Raw genomic sequence first — 15,685 nt, 5'->3', positions numbered from 1 at the left:
AGGGCCCGGCCGGTGGGCAGGTCGACGGGCAGGGTGGCCCAGACGGATCCGGGGCGGGTGATGATCTCGCGGGCGTGGGTGGCGGTGACCCAGCCGTGGCCGGGGAGCTCGCAGGCGGTGTCGGCCTCGCCGGTGGCGACCTCGAACGGGACGACGATCCACGCCAGCGCCGCCGCCTCACCCGCCGCCTCACCCGCCGCCTCACCCGCCGTCTCACCATCCGTCCCACCTTCAGCCTCACCCGACGCGGGTCCGGGGTGGCCCGGTCGGTGCAGCAGGGCGTCGGTGACGAGGTCGGCGCGGAGCTGGTCGAGGCTGCGGGCATCGCCCGCGCCGCGCAGCCCCCGGGCGGTGGTGTCGAGGCGGTCCATGACGGCGGCGACGCTCGCGGCGTCGGTGGTCACGGTGAGCCAGCCCATCCCGTCGTCGGTGAGCCGGCCGAACACCCCGCGCCGGGCCCTGGCGTGCGCGTGCCGTTCCTGGGCGCCGCGGGCATCGACCGACGCNCCCATCCCGTCGTCGGTGAGCCGGCCGAACACCCCGCGCCGGGCCCTGGCGTGCGCGTGCCGTTCCTGGGCGCCGCGGGCATCGACCGACGCGACCGCGCGTCGCAGGCGGGCGGTGAAGGTCCGTTGCGGGACGGGCTGCCCGTCCCGGGACGGGGCGAGCACCGCCTGCGCGACGGCGGTCACGTCCGCGTCCGGGAGCTGGGCGGTGTCGGAGACGACCTGCAGCGCCCGGTGCAGCGACAACCGACCGGCGCGCAGCGCACCGAGGACGACCCGGTGCCGGCGGGGCGCGGTCGCCAGCGCCAGCCGGCGGGCGACCTCCCCGGCACCGACCCCGGTCGCGAGGGCGATCTCCTCGCTGACGACCCGCTCGGGCGAGACCCGCGCGGACACCCGGGCGACGGCCCCGACCGGGAGGGCGTCGACCTGTTGGGCCTCGATGCCGGCCAGCGCGCCGTACGCGGCGAGCAGGTCGGCCTCGAGGCGCGCCTTGGCGACCTCGAGCGCCTCGATCTCGGCCAGCACCCGCTCCCCGGCCCGCGCCAACCCCCGGCACACCGGAGGACTCCACCAGCGACGGCGTGTACGGCACGGTGAGCCTCCTCTCGGTGATCCTTCGATGCATCAAGCAGAACAGGTGTTCGAGCGGAGTTCAAGAGTTAGGAAACCCCCTGTGGACGACGAACCGCTCTGCCCTGCAAGCCATCCCGTCTGATTCGACCCGGCCCTACGCCGGTCTGAGGCCCTCGTCGGAAAGGGCCCGTCCACGATGAGGACACGCCCTCCCACGTGGCGGACACGCATACGTACACTCGCCGGTAGGTCATGAGCGCCAGCGACAAGCCCCGGCTCGCTGGCCGGCAACCCTCCAACCGCGGTGGGGTGCCCCGGGTGAAGACCTGGCCCGTCGACGCCACCCGGCGCTCGGGCAAGCGCGGAGAGCCTCTCTCCCGCACCGACCCGTCGGTGCACGGGGCCCGGTGACACGGGACCCGGTCAGCGACACGACCCAGGAAGAGCAGGACGACCGATGACCGAGCCCAACTGGTCCTTCGAGACCAAGCAGATCCACGCCGGCCAGGCCCCAGACAGTGCCACGGGAGCCCGCGCGCTGCCGATCTACCAGACGACGAGCTACGTCTTCAACGACACCGACCACGCCGCGAACCTCTTCGGGCTCAAGGAGTTCGGCAACATCTACACCCGTCTGATGAACCCGACGACCGACGTCGTCGAGCAGCGCATCGCGGCGCTCGAGGGCGGTGTTGGCGCGCTCCTCGTCGCCTCGGGCCAGGCCGCCGAGACGCTCGCCGTGCTCAACATCGCCGAGGCCGGGGACCACGTCGTCGTCTCCCCCAGCCTCTACGGCGGGACGTTCAACCTCTTCAAGCACACGCTGCCGAAGTTCGGCATCGAGGTCGGCTTCGTCGAGGACCCGACGTCGATCGACTCGTGGCGCGCTGCGATCCGCCCCAACACCAAGCTCCTCTTCGGCGAGACCATCGCCAACCCCAAGAGCGAGATCCTCGACATCGAGGCCGTCGCGGCCCTCGCGCACGAGCACGGCGTGCCGCTCGTCGTCGACAACACCGTCGCGACGCCCTACCTCATCCGCCCGATCGAGTGGGGCGCCGACATCGTCGTTCACTCGGCGACGAAGTACCTCGGCGGTCACGGCACCTCGATCGCCGGCGTCATCGTCGACGCCGGCAACTTCGACTTCGGCGCCGACCCGGAGAAGTTCCCCAACTACAACACGCCCGAGGAGAGCTACCACGGGCTCGTCTTCGCCCGCGATCTCGGCGTCGGCAGCCCGCTCGGAGCCAACCTCGCCTTCATCCTCAAGGCCCGCGTCCAGCTGCTGCGCGACCTCGGCCCGGCCGCGTCGCCCTTCAACGCGTTCCTCATCGCCCAGGGCATCGAGACGCTGTCGCTGCGCATCGAGCGCCACCTCGAGAACGCCCACCAGGTCGCTGCCTTTCTCCAGGGTCACGACCAGGTCGAGAAGGTCGTGTGGGCGTCCTTGCCGGACAGCCCGTTCCACGCTCTCGCGGAGAAGTACACGCCGCGTGGCGCCGGCGCCGTGCTCTCGTTCGAGATCGCCGGTGGCCTCGAGGCGGGCAAGAAGTTCGTCGAGGCGCTGACCCTGCACAGCCACGTCGCGAACATCGGCGACGTCCGCTCGCTCGTCATCCACCCGGCCTCGACGACGCACTCCCAGGGCCCCGACGAGGACCGCCTCGCTGCCGGCGTGACGCCGGGCCTCGTGCGCCTCTCGGTCGGCATCGAGCACATCGACGACATCGTCGCCGACCTCGAGCAGGGCTTCACGGCCGCCAAGGCCTGACGCCACCGACCGACCCGCCCGAAACCGGGCTGAAGCGGATCGGCATGGCTGGCACGATGGCAGCCATGCCGATCCGCTACCCCGCCCCACTGCGCCCCGGCGACCGGATCGGCGTGACCTCGCCGAGCTCCGGCGTCTCCGACGAGCTCTGGGGACGGTTCGCGTATGCCGTCCAGTGCCTCCGCGACCGTGGCTTCGACGTCATCGTGGGTGAGCTCAACCACGCGCCGAGCCACGTGAGCGGGCCCCGCGAGGCCCGCGCGGCCGAGCTCTTGGAGATGCTCCTCGACCCGAGCATCCGGGCGGTCGTCCCGCCGTGGGGCGGTGAGACCGGCATCGACCTGCTCGACCTGCTCGATCTCGATGCGGTCGCCGCTGCCGAGCCGACGTGGTGCGTCGGCTTCTCCGACACCTCGACGTGGCTGACCCCCCTCACCCTCACGACCGGCATCGCGACGATCCACGGGCAGAACCTCATGGACACCCCGTATGCCGTGCCGGACGGCATACTCCACTGGGTCGACGTGGCGGGCGCCGCGGCCGGGAACGAGCTGCGGCAGCACTCCCCCGGGCGGCACCGTGCCGGCGGCTGGGACGACTACGCCGGCAACCCGACGGTCTCCGAGATGACCCTCGAGGGCCGAGGGACGTGGACCCGCATCGATCCGGGCCACGAGGACGCACCCGTCACGTTCTCCGGGAGGCTCGTCGCGGGGTGCGTCGAGACGGTGAGCTTCCTCGCGGGCGGCCGCTTCGCGGACATCGGTGCCTTCGCGCGCGACCACGCGCCCGACGGCACCGTCGTGCTCCTCGACATCGCCGAGTGGAACTCCTACGACATCTGCCGTGCCCTGCACGCGATGCGCCTGCGTGGTTGGTTCGACGCCGCGAACGGCATCCTCGTGTCCCGGACCAGCGCGCCAGAGCCGCACGGCTTCACGCAGCACGCAGCCGTCGTCGACGCCCTGGGGATGCTCGGCGTGCCGATCGTCGCCGACGTCGAGTGCGGCCACGTCGCGCCGTTCCTCGCGCTCGTGCAGGGCGCCATGACGACGGTCGTCCACGACGGCGACACCCACACGGTCACGCAGCGGCTCGCCTGAGGCCGGTCGGCGGTGGCAGGTACGCTCGCCGGGTCATGGAGAAGCAGCTGGTCGGGTCCGAGCTCGAGGTCGTCGACGCCGAGGTGACGGTCGAGGCACCCGTCGCCGCGGACGAGGGCCCGCACGACGAGGGGGCCGCAGGTCGCGTCCTGCACGACGTCTTCGGCTTCACCTCGTTCCGCGGGGCCCAGCAGGAGATCGTCGACCGCGTCGTGGCGGGTCACGACACGGTCGTGCTCATGCCCACCGGCGGCGGCAAGTCCCTGTGCTACCAGCTGCCCGCGCTCGTGCGGCCCGGCGTCGGCATCGTCGTCTCGCCGCTCATCGCGCTCATGCACGACCAGGTCGAGGCGCTGCGCCTGCTCGGCGTGCGAGCGGCCTTCTGGAACTCCACCTCGTCCGCCGAGGAGTCGGATGCCGTCCGCCGCGACGTGCGTGAGGGCCGCCTCGACCTGCTCTACGTCGCGCCCGAGCGCCTGCTCATGCCCTCGTTCCTGCGTCTGCTCGACGACGCGGCCACCGGCGCCGGCATCGCCCTCTTCGCCATCGACGAGGCCCACTGCGTGTCGCAGTGGGGCCACGACTTCCGGCCGGAGTACCTCCGCATCGCCGAGGTCACCGCCCGGTTCCCCGGGGTGCCGCGCATCGCCCTGACCGCCACCGCCGACGCGCTGACCCGCAACGAGATCCACCAGCGGCTGCGCCTCGACGGCGCCGCCGAGTTCGTCTCGAGCTTCGACCGGCCCAACATCCGCTACGTCGTCGAGGAGAAGAGCGACGCGCGCGCCCAGCTGCTGCGTTTCCTCGAGAGCGGCAACGACGGCGCAGGCTTCCGCGGCTCCGCCGGCATCGTCTACTGCCAGTCACGCAAGCGCACCGACGAGATCTCGGCGCTCCTGCGCCAGCAGGGCTACGACGCCATCGCCTATCACGCCGGCCTGCCCAACGAGGCGAGGGCCGCCGCCCAGCAACGGTTCCGTCGTGACGAGGGCGTCATCGTCGTGGCGACCATCGCCTTCGGCATGGGCATCGACAAGCCCGACGTGCGCTTCGTCGCGCACGTCGATCTCCCGAAGAGCCTCGAGGGCTACTACCAGGAGACCGGTCGGGCGGGCCGCGACGGCGAGCCGGCGGTGGCGTGGATGGCCTACGGCCTCGCCGACGTCGTGCAGCAGCGCTCGTTCATCATGCGGTCCGACGGCAGTCCCGAGCACCGGCGCGTCGACTCGATGAAGCTCGACTCGATGCTCGGGTACGCCGAGGCCTCCTCGTGCCGCCGGCGTCTGCTGCTGGCCTACTTCGACGAGGAGTCCGGCGACTGCGGCAACTGCGACACCTGTCTGGAGCCGCCGCAGCTGTGGGACGCGACCGTGCCCGCGCAGAAGGTGCTCTCGGCCGTGATCCGCACGGGCCAGCGCTTCGGCGCGGGGCACGTCATCGACGTGCTGCTCGGCAAGCGCACGGACAAGGTCGCGAGCTGGGAGCACGACCAGCTGCCGACCTTCGGGGTGGGCAGCGACCTCGCCGACCGGGAGTGGCGCTCGGTCATCCGCCAGCTCGTCGCGCGCTCGGTCCTCGTCCCCGATCCGGGCCGGATGGGCGCCCTCACCATCACGGAGGCGGCCCGTCCGATTCTCGACGGCGTGGAGAGGGTCGAGCTGCGTCGGCTCTCGGCCGCGCCGGCACGCAGCCGTTCGTCGTCGGGCTCGCGCTCGACCGGGGCCGGGTCCGGGGCCGGGGCCGGAGCCGGAGCCGGGGCCGGAGCCGGGGCCAGCCCTGCCGACCGGGCGCTCTTCGAGCTGCTGCGCACCCAGCGGCGGTCGATCGCCGACGCCGAGGGCGTGCCTGCCTACGTCGTGCTGCCCGACCGCACGCTCTGGGAGCTGGTGAAGGCCCGACCGGGCAGCACGGCCGACCTGCTCACGGTCAACGGCATCGGGCCGGTCAAGGCCGAGAAGTACGGCGCCGCGTTCCTGACCCTGTTGGCCGAGCACGCCGGCTGAACGATCCTCGGCTTCAGCCGACGACCTCGTCGACGAAGCACCAGCGCCAGGCCTCACCCGGCTCGATGGAGCGCATCACGGGGTGCTGCGTCTCGTGGAAGTGCGCGGTGGCGTGCTTCATCTCGGAGGAGTCGCAGCAGCCGACGTGCCCGCACTGGAGGCACAGGCGCAGGTGCACCCACGTCGTGCCGTCGCGCAGGCACTCCTCGCAGCCCTCGGGCGTGCGCGGTTCGACGCACGAGTCAGTGTCCTGGAGGTGCTCGCAGGGAGCCTCGATCGTGTCCACGGGCAACATCTCACTCTCTGCCAGGCGGCTCTCCTGGTCGTCGATGCGGTCGAGCATGGTCTCCTCGAGGTCCAGCGTGCTGAGGACGACGCGCAGCACGACGTGGTCGGCCCGCCCCTCGTCGCGCAGCCGGAGCACCTCGTCGCGCTCCGCCTGCAGCATCTGCATCCGGGCGCGTCGGTAGCGGACGCTCGGCGTCTCGTCGTCGTTGCCGCTGCGGGGCCCGAGCCGCTCCCACATCTGGTTGAGCCGGTCCTCGGACCGCGACCGCAGCGTCTCCCGCGTCGCGTCGTCGACGCCCTCCATCCGGTCGAGCTCATCGAGGCCGGACCGGGTCGCGGCCTGCAGCACGGTGGCCGCCTGGAGCGCGTCCTCGCGCGGGTCGGGCCCGCGCACGTCGAGCCATCGGGCCAAGGCCGGCAGCGTCGTGCCCTGGATGAGCAGCGTGCCGATCGTGACGACGACCGCGATGAGGACGAGGACCTTCTGGTGCGGGGTCTCCGGGGGCAGCAGCAGGGCGGCCGCGAGCGTCACCACGCCTCGCATGCCGGCCCACGACAGGACGACGGTGTGCGTCCACGGAGCGTGGGCCTCGATGCGGAACACCCGCGTGCTGAGGAAGCGGAACGGCACGATCCAGAGCGGCCGCAGGACGAGCACGGCGACGAGCGTGCCGACCGCGGCCAGCGTGATCTGCCCGGCGGACAGGCTCGAGGTGCGGACGTCGGCGATGACGTAGAAGACCTGCAGCCCGATGAGGAGGAAGACGGCGTTCTCGAGGAGGAACTGGATCGAGGTCCAGTTGATGCGCTCGCTGAGGCGCGAGGCGCCGGTCTGGGTGCGCGGCGACTTGTGGCCGAGGACGAGACCGGCCGTCACGACGGCGATGACGCCTGAGGCGTGCAGCTCCTCCGCCGGGACGTAGGCCGCGAACGGCACCATGAACGACAGCACCGTGTCGAAGGCCGGCTCGGTCGAGAAGTGCCGGCGCAGCACCGACACGACGAGCGAGACGACGACGCCGATCGCGATGCCCCCGACCGACGCCCAGGCGAAGTCGAGCACGACGCCACCGAAGGACACCCCGCCGGACGAGACCCCCGACGCAAGACCCGCCGCGGCCAGCGCCGTCCGGAGGGAGACGAGGGCCGTGGCGTCGTTGACGAGCGACTCCCCCTCGAGGATGGACACGAGCCGGCGTGGGAGCCCGATGCGGCGGCCCACGGCCGTGGCCGCGACCGCGTCGGGCGGAGCGACGACGGCGCCGATGGCGAAGGCGACCCCGAACTCGAGGCCGAGCACCCACTGCAGGAAGAGGGCCACCCCGAGGGCCGTGAAGAGCACGAGCCCGACGGACAGGCTGAGGATGACGCCCCGGTTGTTGCGGAAGTCCACGAGCGACGTCTGGATCGCGGCGGCGTACAGCAGGGGCGGGAGGATGCCGAGCAGCACGACCTCGGGGCTCAGGGCCACCTCGGGCACGAACGGCAGGTAGGACCCGAGGATGCCGATGACGATGAGGACGAGCGGCGGCGGCAGGTCGAAGCGGTCGGCGAGCCAGGACCCCCCGAGGACGGTGGCTGCGATCGCGAGCAGCCCGATGGCGATCTCCACGACGACATCCTGCCCCACCCCGTGGCGCGGTGCGTCGGCCGTCCGGCCCGGGCGAAGCAGGCCTAGACGAAGAAGGAGCGCACCGCCGCGATGACGCGGTCCTGGTCGGCGTCGGTCAGCTCGGTCGCGCAGGGCAGCGAGAGGCCTCGGGCGAAGAGGCCGTCACCCACAGCGCCACCCACGAGGGGCGCCGACAGGAACGGCGGCTGGTCGTGCAGCGGCCGCCACAGCGCGCGCGCCCCGACGCCGAGCCCGTTGAGGTGGTCGAGGAACTCGTCACGCCCGCGCCCGTCGGACTCGGGCACGAGGACCGAGTAGAGCCAGTACGTCGCGTCGAGCCCGTCGACGCGCGGCGGCAGGACGAGCGGCAGGTCAGCGAACGCGGCGTCGTAGCGGGCCGCGATCCGGTGCTTGGCCGCGACGAACTCGTCGAGCCGCTCGAGCTGGGCGAGCCCGAGGCCGGCCGCGATGTTCGTGAGGCGGTAGTTGTAGCCGACCTCGTCGTGGAGGTAGCCGACGTCGGGCACCTTCGCCTGGGTCGTCAGGTGGCGGGCCCGGGCGGCGAGGTCGTCGTCGTCGGTGACGATCATGCCGCCACCGCCGGTCGTCGCGATCTTGTTGCCGTTGAACGAGAAGCACCCGATCCGGCCCACCGTGCCGGTGTGGCGCCCGGCGTAGGGGCCTGCCGTCCACGTCGCTCCGAGCGACTCCGCGGCGTCTTCGAGCACGGGTATGCCGTGCCGGTCGCAGGCGTCCATGAGCGGTCCCATGCCGGCGGGCTGCCCCAGCACGTGGACGATCTCGACGACCTTGGGCTGCGCCTCCCCCGCGGCAGCGCGGCGGTCGAGCTCGGCCGCGAGCAGGGCAGGGTCGATGTTCCACGTCGTCCACTCGGCGTCGACGAGGACCGGCCGCGCGCCGCAGTAGGCGATCGGGTTGACCGAGCCGACGAAGGTGAAGTCGGAGCAGACGACGTCGTCGTCGCGACCGACCCCGAGCAGGAGCAGGCCGATGTGGATCGCGGCCGTGCCGGTCGCGCAGGCGATCGCGTGCTTCGACCCGACTCGCGCGGCGAAGCGCCGCTCGAACTCCGAGACGAACGGTCCGACGGACGAGACGAAGCCCGACTCGACGGCCTCGAGGACGTAGCGGCGCTCGAGCTCGCCGATGTTGGGGACCGCGAGCGGGATCGTGCCCTCGGGGCCGCGAGCTCCGGGCGCGTGCGCCTCCCCGGTCGTGGTCACCGGTGGTACCGCCCGGCCGTCTCGGGGTCGACGCGCGGACGCAGCCACTCGGCGGTGGCGGCGAGGCCCTCCTCGAGCGACACGGTGGGCGCCCAGCCGAGCACCTCGTTGGCGAGCGACGGGTCGGACAGCAGGATCTGCACCTCGGACCCCTCGGGCCGGATGCGGTCGCTCTCGGTGACGATCTCGGCGTCGCTGCCGGTGACCTTGCGGCACAGCTCGACGACGTCGCGGACCGAGACGGTGCGCCCGGTGCCGAGCTGGATCGTCGTGCCGGGCGCGACGTCGGCCAGAGCCGCGCGGACGAAGCCGTCGGCCGTGTCGGCGACGAAGGTGAAGTCACGCTTCGGCGTCACGTCGCCGAGCTTGAGCTGGCTCGCACCGGCGAGCAGCTGCGACAGGACGGTCGGGATGACGGCGCGCGTCGACTGACGGGGCCCGAACGTGTTGAACGGGCGCAGCGTCGTCACCGGCGTCTCGAAGGACAACGCGTACGACTCGCACATCTTGTCGGCCGAGATCTTCGTCGCCGAGTAGGGCGACTGGCCGCGCAGCGGGTGCGCCTCGGTGATCGGCACCGACTCGGGCGTGCCGTAGACCTCGGAGGTCGACGTGTTGACCATCCGAGGCGTGCCGTGGCGACGGACGGCCTCGAGCACGTTGAGCGTGCCGATGACATTGGTCTCGACGTAGGAGCGGGGAGCCACGTAGGAGAAGGGGATCGCGATGAGCGCCGCGAGGTGGAGCACGACGTCGACGCCCTCGGTCGTCGCCATGACGTGCTCGGGGTCGCGGATGTCGCCGAGGACGACCTCGGCCTGGCCGTCGCGGACCGCGGCCCGGAAGGTGTCGGACTCGTCGAGCCACCCCGTCGAGCCGTTGGAGTTGTAGAGGCAGAAGGCGCGCACGTGCGCCCCGTCGGCGAGCAGCCGCTCGACGACGTGCGACCCGATGAAGCCGTCGGAGCCCGTGACGAGGACGGTCTTGCCGGCGACCGAGCCCTCGACAGGTCGCGCGGTCAGCTCGATGTCGGGGATCTCACCGGTCGTGCTCTGAGCGGAAAGTGTTGTCACAGCTGCCTTTTCGTCGTCCATGGGTGCTCGTATGCCGTCTGCCACGTCAGCAGTGACCGTGGCGGTCACGTCGTCGCTCGCGCGGGCGCTCACGACTCGCCCTTCGCGCGGGCCAGGTCCTTCGGGGTGCCGACGTCGATCCAGTCGCTCTGGATCGGCCACGCCGTCACCGGCTCGTCGCGCGCGAGACACGTCTCGACGAGGCCCGGCATCGTGCTGGCGCGCCCGCTGGGCAGCCAGGCGAGCGCCCGCGGCTCGACGGCATACACGGCGGCGTTGATGTCGAAGCTCAGCGTCGGCTTCTCCGAGACGCCGGTGACGCGCCCGTCGGTGCTCTCGACGACGCCGAACGGCACCTCGTGCTGGTAGGTGCGGGTCGCGACGGTGACGGCGGCGCCCGTCCGCCGGTGGGCGTCGAGCAGGTCGCTCGCGTCGAACTCGACCATGAGGTCGCCGTTCATGACGAGCACGGCGTGCTCGAGGTCGGGCCGCTCGTCGCGCAGGAGCGTCAGGGAGCCGGCCGTGCCGAGCGGTCGCTCCGGGTCCTCCCGGAGGTAGCGGACCGTGCACCCGAGGCGGGAACCGTCCCCGAGGTGCTCCTCGATCTGCTCGGCGAGGTAGTTGACGCTGACGTAGATCTCGCGGATGCCGTCACCGACGAGACCGAGGACGATCCACTCGAGGATCGAGCGGCCCGCGACGGTCATGAGCGGCTTCGGGGTGTCCTTGGTCAGGTCGCCGAGGCGCGTGCCGCGACCACCGGCCATGACGACGGCGACGTTGGGCAGCGGCGCTGAACCGACGACGTCCGACAGGGTGTGCAGGCCGACGAGGGTGCGGTCGTCGGCGAGCTCGGGCACGGCAGAGATGCGCAGGGCCTGCATGAGGTCGAGGACGAGCGCCCGCGGTGACCCGGCGGCGACGAAGTGCGGCGTCCGGGTGGCGTGGTCGAGGGCGGCGTCGTCGAGGCTCGTGCCCTTGAGGAAGGCTCTGCGCAGGTCGCCGTCGGTGAGCAGCCCGGCGAGGCGGTTCTCGTCGTCGACGAGCAGGCACACGAGGTTGCCGCTGCGGTCCACGACCTCGAGGGCGTCGCGGATCGTCGCGGTGGTCGGCGCGCACGCCGCGCGCAGGTCTCGCGCTGTCACTCCTCTTCCTCCTCGTTCGTGCGGCGCGCCCGTTGCCGGCCCACCACCCGTGCCGGGTGCAGGTCCACGAAGTGCTTGGCCCGTGGGGCGAGCGCCGCTGTCCGAACGATATCGAGGATGGCGGCGCTGGCCGTACCCGTGCCGTAGGGGTTGGCGACGTGCGCCGAGTGCTCCCGCCAGCGGAGGCTGAGGGCGGTGCGCAGCGCGGCCTCGACGGCCTCCCGGCCCTCGGCCGCGTGGACGACGTTGTCGCCCCGCAGCCGACCGCGCTGACGCTCGCCGATGTCGACGGCCGGCACGTGCAGGGTCGCGGCCTCGATGACGCCCGAGCTCGAGTTGCCGACGACGACGTCGGCGGCCGCGAGGACGCGCGGGTAGTCACGGCCGAGGGCGGCGACGAGCCGGAGGCGGGGCTCGCGTGCCGCGAGGCCGGTCAGCGCCGAGAGGATCTCGTCGCGCCCCTCGTCCATGCCCGGGTGGGTGCCTACGACGGTGCCGCACGCGGCGAGCGCAGCCTCGGCGGCCTCGCGCGCCCACTGCCCGACCGGGGCATCGGGCTGGGCGGTCGGCGGGTGGTAGGTGAAGAGGCCGAGCGGTCGCTCGACGGTCGTGCCGAGCAGCTCGCCGAGGTCGGCGTCGGCGATCGGCGACGCGGTCGCCAGCCGGTCGAGGCCGGGCGCCCCGGTCACGTGGACCCGGTCGGCCGGCTCGCCGAGCTGTCGCACTCGCGCCGCGGCGTCCTCGGACGCGACGCAGTGCTGGTCGGCGAGCTTGGTGACCGCGTGGCGGACCCGCTCGTCGAGCGCCCCCTCCGTCACCTCTCCCCCGTGCAGGTGCACGACCGGCACGCCGAGCAGGACGGCCGCGGGCACGACGTAGAGCAGCTCCCACCGGTCGCCGAGCACCACGAGGACGTCGACGTGCTCGTCGCGCAGCGCCCGGCCGGCGGCGCGGGCGAGCACCGCGCCCTGCTCGAGCTGGGCGTCGACGGTCACCTCGGTCATCGGCTCGGCGAGCGGCACGACCGCCGCGCGCCACGCGTCCGCCGTGGCGCTCGCGGGCAGGGCGGCGACGAGGTCGTCAGCGGCATACATGACCCCGGTCAGGACGCGCAGGGTCACGTCGTCGGCCGACTGCAGCGCCTCGAGGACGGGCGACAGCGGTCCGAGGTCGGCGCGGGTGCCGACGAAGACGGCGACCGTGGGCGGAGGGGTCATCGTGCGGGTCAGCCGGCGAGGTCGGCGTCGGTCACGGGGGCCCCGGCATCGACGGGACGGGCCAGGACGCGTCCGCGGATGTCGACGGCGGGGCTGACGCCGCCCTCGGGGCGCAGCAGCTGGAGGTCGGTGCCCGCGAGCTCGGTGCCGGCCGGCATCGCGCGCGCGGCGTGCCAGGAGCGACGCACGAGGACGGCGTTCTCCTCCTCGGAGGGCATGCGCACCTTGACGCCGTCGCCGAGCGCGCGGGCGAGCTGCTTGGTCGTCGCGACGTAGTCGGTGAGGGCGTCCGGCTCGAGGCTGGCGAGGTGGTCGGGGCCGGGGAGGGTGCGGTCGCTCGTGAAGTGCTTCTCGAGGATCGGCGCACCGAGCGCCACGGCGCCGAGCGCCGTCGTCAGCCCGGGCGTGTGGTCCGACCACCCCACGGGTATGCCGTGCAGCTCGGTCAGGCGCGGGATGACCCTCAGGTTGCACTCCTCCACCGGTGCCGGGTAGGCCGACACGCAGTGGAAGAGGACGAGCCCCGGCGCGTCAGCACAGGCCTCGACGGCCGCCTCGACCTCGTCCTGGGTGCCCATGCCCGTCGAGACGAGCAGGACGACCCCGAGTCGGGACATCTCACGCAGGTAGGGCAGGTTCGTCAGCTCTCCAGAGCTGACCTTGAGCGCGGGCAGCCCGAGATCGACGAGCATCTCGGCGCTGTCGAGGTCGAAGGGCGTCGAGAGGAAGGTCGTCCCCCCCTCGGTCGCGTGGTCGCGCAGCTCGACCCACGCCTCCTTGGGCAGGGTCAGGGCCTCGAGCAGGCTGCGCTGGTCGGCGCTACCCCCGCGGTCACGCTGGTAGGGCGTCGTCGCGGCCGCAGACGAGACGAGCTTGTCGGGTGAGAACGTCTGGAACTTCACCGCATCCGCGCCGGACGCGACCGCGATATCGACGAGGCGGTGGGCCAGCTCGATGTCGCCGTTGTGGTTCACCCCGGCCTCGGCGATGACGTAGACGTCCCCGGGGGTCGGGACCTCGACATCGCCGATCGCGACCGGGTGGACGGCGTTCAGGTGGTCGCTCATGCGGTGCCTCCGGTCGGGCGCGTGGCTGCGGGGACGCCGACGACGGTCACGCCGTCGGCGACGGGTGTGGTGACGACGGCGCCGGCCCCGACGGTGACGCCCGACCCGACCGTGAGGCCGGGAAGGACGCGTGCGCCGCTGCCGACGAGGGTCAGCTCGCCCACGGACGCGGCACCGAGGAGCACCGCCCCGGGCGCGACGTGGGTGCCGACGCCGACGGTGCAGTCGTGCTCGACGACCGCCGCGGTGTTGACGACCACTGCCTCACCGAGGGTGCTCGAGGGTCCGACGTGCGCGTGCTCGAGCACGACGCAACCGGCCCCGAGGACGCTGCGGGGAGAGACCGTCGCGGTCGCGGCGACGACGGGCGGGACCGAGATCCCGCGTGCCACGAGCTCTCGCACGAGCCGCGCGCGAACCCGGTTGACACCGATGGCGACGACCGCGTGGAGTCCCTGCGCCGCGAGGAGCTCGAAGGCCTGACGGTCGTCGACGAGCACGTCGACGTGCCAGGACGCGCCTGCCGGGACGGCGCCCGAGACCGCGACGACGGCGTGACCAGCGCGCTCGAGGACGTCGACGACCGAGCGCGCGTGGCCGCCGGCGCCGAGGACGACCCAGCCGGTGCCGTCGCCCGTCATGCGGGTCCGCCCCGGTGGCCGAGCGAGGCCGCGGCCTCGCCGAGCGCGCCGCCGACCTTGCGGATGTTGTCGGGCTCGAGCACGGCGGGCACTCGCGGCGGGTCGAGCACGAGGCCCTCCCACGAGTTGCGCACGTAGTCGTGGACGAACCACTCGTCGATCGAGGCCTGGTCGGCCCGCAGCGACTCCCAGCCGCGGTCGGCGACGAACCGGGTCAGGTCGTCGGGCGACTCGAGCTGCGCGACGTTGCCCAGGCCGCTCCACGGCATCTCGGCGCCCGTGACGACGGGCAGGCCGAGGAGCCCCGCCTCGAGGCCGACCGTGCCGGTGGCGGTGACGGTGAAGACCGCCTGCTTCATCAGCTCGCGCGAGTCGGCGAAGGGGTCGATCGTGGCGATGTTGGGGTGCGCGTCGAACTGCGGCCAGTAGTCGGGGTCGCGGCGCCACATGAAGTGCGCGTGCTCCTTGACGGCGACCCCGATGTCGAGTGGTGCGAGCGCCTCGGCGAGCACGCGGGCGGTGTAGGCCTGGTCGCGCCACTCCTGGCCCATGACGTCGGCGCTCGACTCGGGCTGCACCTGCAGCGGCAGGAAGACGAACTTCTCGGGCACCGGGTCCCAGCGACGGTCCTGGTACTCGCGCAGGTTGAGCCGCGCCTTGACGGGGTTGAGCCACGGGAGCCGGGCGTAGTCCGAGGGCCGGGGAAGCTGGAGGTTCGCACCCCGGTCGACGGCGAACTCCTTGATGCGGTCGCTCGCGAGCCGCCAGATCTCCTGGCCGGTCTCGACCTGGAGGTTGCGGGCGAAGCCCATCGGCCGGCCGTGCTCGGCCCGCCACGTGTCGATGAAGGCCTGACCGGCGGCGAGGGCCGACGGGTCCTGGACCTGCCGCTCCCACAGGGTGATCCCCTTGGGCGCGCCGATGAGTCCGAAGCGGTCGGACGGGAGGCGTATGCCGCGCGGCCAGGTCGCGAGGCCACCGTGGTGGGTCACGAGGCCGGCCGTGAGCAGCTCGGACGTCACGGTGAACTCGACGAGGGCCAGGACGGGGCCGCGACCCTCGATGGCCGCCTCGAGCTCCTCGGCGGCGAGGTTGAGGAAGTTCATCGCGGTGTCGACCCGGTTGCGGCGCAGCGCCCGCTCGGACACGAGCAGGTCGAGGGGGTCGAGACCCACCCCGGCGCAGGCCCGTTTGAGGGCGGCGTGGGGCGCGAGGCCACTGACGACGTTGGCCTTGCGCGCGGCGGCATACGGCAGCCGGACGGTCGTGGCGCGCGGCGCGTGCCGGCGCACCCACGCGAGGTTGGCGTCCGTGCGGACGACGAGGATGAGGTCCTTCGTCTCGAAACCCGCGTGCACGAGGGCCGGGACGAGGAGGTCGTCGTAGCCCAACCCCATGTGGACGAGCGGTGTCACCACGAAAGCGTCTCTCCTGCG

11 protein-coding genes and 1 riboswitch are annotated in these 15,685 nt (G+C 72.7%); of the genes, 3 read left to right on the top strand and 8 right to left on the bottom strand.

Annotation, left to right across the window (positions count from 1 at the left end; translation table 11 throughout):
- Positions 1–1,330 precede the first annotated feature (1,330 nt).
- A riboswitch (SAM riboswitch) is annotated at positions 1,331–1,450 on the top strand.
- Positions 1,451–1,539: 89 nt separating this feature from the next.
- From ASH01_RS06555 to recQ, 3 genes are read left to right on the top strand one after another with little or no spacing between them, the layout of a single operon-like run.
- Positions 1,540–2,856, top strand: a complete 1,317-nt coding sequence (locus ASH01_RS06555) for a bifunctional o-acetylhomoserine/o-acetylserine sulfhydrylase (protein ID WP_056773211.1) — start codon at positions 1,540–1,542, stop codon at positions 2,854–2,856.
- Between the two features lie 44 nt (positions 2,857–2,900).
- Positions 2,901–3,959: an LD-carboxypeptidase gene (locus ASH01_RS06550; RefSeq protein ID WP_235509551.1), complete on the top strand. Its 1,059-nt coding sequence runs from the start codon at positions 2,901–2,903 to the stop codon at positions 3,957–3,959.
- 35 nt (positions 3,960–3,994) lie between these two features.
- Positions 3,995–5,962 carry a DNA helicase RecQ gene (recQ, locus tag ASH01_RS06545; protein WP_082619486.1) on the top strand — a complete coding sequence of 656 codons (1,968 nt, stop codon included), beginning with the start codon at positions 3,995–3,997 and terminating at the stop codon, positions 5,960–5,962.
- A 13-nt stretch (positions 5,963–5,975) separates the two neighbouring features.
- Here the strand turns inward: recQ and ASH01_RS06540 are convergent, their stop codons facing one another.
- The 8 genes from ASH01_RS06540 to ASH01_RS06505 all read right to left on the bottom strand — a co-directional run bounded on the left by ASH01_RS06540 (position 5,976) and on the right by ASH01_RS06505 (position 15,664).
- Positions 5,976–7,862, bottom strand: coding sequence for a Na+/H+ antiporter (locus tag ASH01_RS06540; RefSeq protein ID WP_056773206.1), 1,887 nt, complete (start codon positions 7,860–7,862; stop codon positions 5,976–5,978).
- 62 nt (positions 7,863–7,924) lie between these two features.
- Positions 7,925–9,106 carry a DegT/DnrJ/EryC1/StrS family aminotransferase gene (locus ASH01_RS06535; protein ID WP_056773204.1) on the bottom strand — a complete coding sequence of 394 codons (1,182 nt, stop codon included), beginning with the start codon at positions 9,104–9,106 and terminating at the stop codon, positions 7,925–7,927.
- Positions 9,103–10,200 (bottom strand): SDR family NAD(P)-dependent oxidoreductase, encoded by a 1,098-nt coding sequence (locus ASH01_RS06530; RefSeq protein WP_235509550.1) that lies wholly within the window; start codon positions 10,198–10,200, stop codon positions 9,103–9,105. The genes ASH01_RS06535 and ASH01_RS06530 overlap by 4 nt, the downstream gene beginning before the upstream one ends.
- Before the next feature lie 68 nt (positions 10,201–10,268).
- Positions 10,269–11,324: a nucleotidyltransferase family protein gene (locus ASH01_RS06525; protein WP_056773201.1), complete on the bottom strand. Its 1,056-nt coding sequence runs from the start codon at positions 11,322–11,324 to the stop codon at positions 10,269–10,271.
- Positions 11,321–12,541: a UDP-N-acetylglucosamine 2-epimerase gene (gene neuC / locus ASH01_RS06520; RefSeq protein ID WP_056773199.1), complete on the bottom strand. Its 1,221-nt coding sequence runs from the start codon at positions 12,539–12,541 to the stop codon at positions 11,321–11,323. Before neuC ends, ASH01_RS06525 begins: the two co-directional genes overlap by 4 nt.
- Before the next feature lie 8 nt (positions 12,542–12,549).
- Complete coding sequence (locus ASH01_RS06515) at positions 12,550–13,608, bottom strand: N-acetylneuraminate synthase family protein (protein WP_056773196.1); 1,059 nt, start codon at positions 13,606–13,608, stop codon at positions 12,550–12,552.
- A complete protein-coding gene (locus ASH01_RS06510) occupies positions 13,605–14,249 on the bottom strand; it encodes a NeuD/PglB/VioB family sugar acetyltransferase (RefSeq protein WP_056773192.1) in 645 nt (214 codons plus the stop codon). The genes ASH01_RS06515 and ASH01_RS06510 overlap by 4 nt, the downstream gene beginning before the upstream one ends.
- Complete coding sequence (locus ASH01_RS06505; protein ID WP_235509549.1) at positions 14,246–15,664, bottom strand: hypothetical protein; 1,419 nt, start codon at positions 15,662–15,664, stop codon at positions 14,246–14,248. Before ASH01_RS06505 ends, ASH01_RS06510 begins: the two co-directional genes overlap by 4 nt.
- Positions 15,665–15,685: the final 21 nt, after the last annotated feature.

This window comes from Terrabacter sp. Soil811 (assembly GCF_001429655.1).
GTDB lineage: Bacteria > Actinomycetota > Actinomycetes > Actinomycetales > Dermatophilaceae > Terrabacter.
This window is presented reverse-complemented; position numbering and strand designations above follow the sequence as displayed.

Excerpts from the sequence above, each read along its gene's own strand:
- ASH01_RS06555 (WP_056773211.1), top strand. The coding sequence starts at position 1,540 with ATGACCGAGCCCAACTGGTCCTTCGAGACCAAGCAGATCCACGCCGGC.
- ASH01_RS06550 (WP_235509551.1), top strand. The coding sequence starts at position 2,901 with ATGGCTGGCACGATGGCAGCCATGCCGATCCGCTACCCCGCCCCACTG.
- recQ (WP_082619486.1), top strand. The coding sequence starts at position 3,995 with ATGGAGAAGCAGCTGGTCGGGTCCGAGCTCGAGGTCGTCGACGCCGAG.
- ASH01_RS06530 (WP_235509550.1), bottom strand. The coding sequence starts at position 10,200 with ATGGACGACGAAAAGGCAGCTGTGACAACACTTTCCGCTCAGAGCACG.
- neuC (WP_056773199.1), bottom strand. The coding sequence starts at position 12,541 with ATGACCCCTCCGCCCACGGTCGCCGTCTTCGTCGGCACCCGCGCCGAC.
- ASH01_RS06515 (WP_056773196.1), bottom strand. The coding sequence starts at position 13,608 with ATGAGCGACCACCTGAACGCCGTCCACCCGGTCGCGATCGGCGATGTC.
- ASH01_RS06510 (WP_056773192.1), bottom strand. The coding sequence starts at position 14,249 with ATGACGGGCGACGGCACCGGCTGGGTCGTCCTCGGCGCCGGCGGCCAC.